The sequence below is a fragment of the Pseudomonas sp. AGC41 genome, assembly GCF_057334555.1.
On sequence record NZ_JBHFJB010000067.1, the window covers coordinates 72,365 to 73,914 of the forward strand.

3 protein-coding genes are annotated in these 1,550 nt (G+C 64.1%); 1 reads left to right on the forward strand and 2 read right to left on the reverse strand.

Going from position 1 to position 1,550, the window contains the following annotated elements; translation table 11 throughout:
• Nucleotides 1-20 precede the first annotated feature (20 nt).
• Both ACE04F_RS13000 and ACE04F_RS13005 read right to left on the reverse strand, forming a co-directional pair.
• Nucleotides 21-395 (reverse strand): YajD family HNH nuclease, encoded by a 375-nt coding sequence (locus tag ACE04F_RS13000; RefSeq protein ID WP_003184246.1) that lies wholly within the window; start codon nucleotides 393-395, stop codon nucleotides 21-23.
• A gap of 47 nt (nucleotides 396-442) precedes the next feature.
• Nucleotides 443-1,129 (reverse strand): spermidine synthase, encoded by a 687-nt coding sequence (locus ACE04F_RS13005; protein WP_486107221.1) that lies wholly within the window; start codon nucleotides 1,127-1,129, stop codon nucleotides 443-445.
• A gap of 76 nt (nucleotides 1,130-1,205) precedes the next feature.
• On the opposite strand from ACE04F_RS13005, the gene ACE04F_RS13010 reads away from it, so the two are divergent.
• Complete coding sequence (locus tag ACE04F_RS13010; RefSeq protein ID WP_486107223.1) at nucleotides 1,206-1,493, forward strand: hypothetical protein; 288 nt, start codon at nucleotides 1,206-1,208, stop codon at nucleotides 1,491-1,493.
• Nucleotides 1,494-1,550 lie beyond the last annotated feature (57 nt).

Sequence of the window (1,550 nt, forward strand, 5' to 3'; positions counted from 1 at the left end):
CCCAAGGCGGCCTTGCGGGCTCACTCGTCTTTTTTCATCAACCCGGCCAGCGCGGCGAAGGGGTTATGCGTCGCCTTGGCGATTTTCGGCGTGCTCAGGGAGCCGTCGCCGAAGTATTGCTGGTCGGTGTAGCGCGAGTGCTCGTTGTCGTGGCAGTACAGGCACAGCAGTTCCCAGTTGGAACCGTCCTGCGGGTTGTTGTCGTGGTTGTGGTCGCGGTGGTGGACGGTCAGTTCGCTCAGGCGCTTGCCGGAAAACTCACGGGCGCAGCGACCGCAGACGTGGGGGTACATTTTCAGGGCTTTGTCACGGTAGCCCATTTCCCGGTCGCGCTGGGCGTCGGCGAGGATGCGATCGAGCTTGGCGGTGTTGGACGGTGGGGTGGACGAACTCATGGGTTCACCTTTGTAAAAAGACTGATGACGGTTGGACAGAGTTTAGCTCAGCCCTTGAGCTTCTCGGCAATCCAGATGGTGTGGCGGGTGCCTTTGTTGCCATGGGCGAACACTTGCACCTCTTCGGCCTTGAAACCGGCCTTCTTCAGCTTGTCGGAAAACTGCCGGTCAGCGCTGGCCGACCATACCGCCAGCACGCCCTTGGGGCGCAGGGCCTTGGCGCACGCGGCCAGGCCGCCGGCCGAATACAGCCAACTGTTGGCTTTCTGGGTCAGGCCTTCCGGGCCGTTGTCGACATCCAGCATGATCGCGTCGAACCCGTGCGGCTCGGCTTGCAGGACTTTGGCGACGTCTTCCATGCGGATCACTGTGCGCGGGTCCGACAGCGGTCGCCCGGCCTTTTCGCCAAGGGGGCCGCGGTTCCACTCCACCACGCCGGGGACCAGTTCGGCCACCACCACTTCGGCGCTCTTGCCCAGGTGTTTGAGGGCGGAAGCGAGGGTGAAGCCCATGCCGAGACCACCGATCAGCACCCGCGAACCGGGACGGCCGGCGACCTTGCGACAGGGGATCTCGGCCAGGGCATCTTCGGAACCGTGCATGCGAGTGTTCATCAACTGCCCGCCGTCACCGCCCTGGATCTTGATGACGAAGTCTTCGCCATACTCGAAAAGGCACAAGGCACCGCCGTTGTCGGGAATGGGCGTGGTGTCGAGCAGAACGAAACGTTTCATGGAAATCTCATGGGAATGGGGCAGACCGGCCCGGTTGGGACTAGCCTGAAAGCAGACGATAGCCACGGAGCCATTGATGAAGTGCAGCATTCTAACGGCCATTGCCCTGGCGGCGCTCTCGATAAGTTGCGCCCAGGCCCAGCAGCCGACGATTCCCGTCAGCCCGCCGAGCATCCCCGGGTCGCCGGGCACCGCCACGCCCATGCCGTATCCGCCGGTCACGCCCAACGGTGTGCCGAAGGCTGCCCCACCGGGCGGCGGCCCACCGCTGTTGCCGCCGATCGAAATGCCCAGGCCGCCGAAGGACCAGCCGATCCCGGGCATGGAGCCGAAGCCGGCGAAGGCCAAGTCGCCGGGGGGGTAGATCGCCAACACCACAATACCTGTGGGAGCGAGCCTGCTCGCGAAAACGGTGTGTCAG

Coding starts and splice junctions, on each gene's coding strand:
- ACE04F_RS13000 (WP_003184246.1), bottom strand. CDS start 395: ATGAGTTCGTCCACCCCACCGTCCAACACCGCCAAGCTCGATCGCATC.
- ACE04F_RS13005 (WP_486107221.1), bottom strand. CDS start 1,129: ATGAAACGTTTCGTTCTGCTCGACACCACGCCCATTCCCGACAACGGC.
- ACE04F_RS13010 (WP_486107223.1), top strand. CDS start 1,206: ATGAAGTGCAGCATTCTAACGGCCATTGCCCTGGCGGCGCTCTCGATA.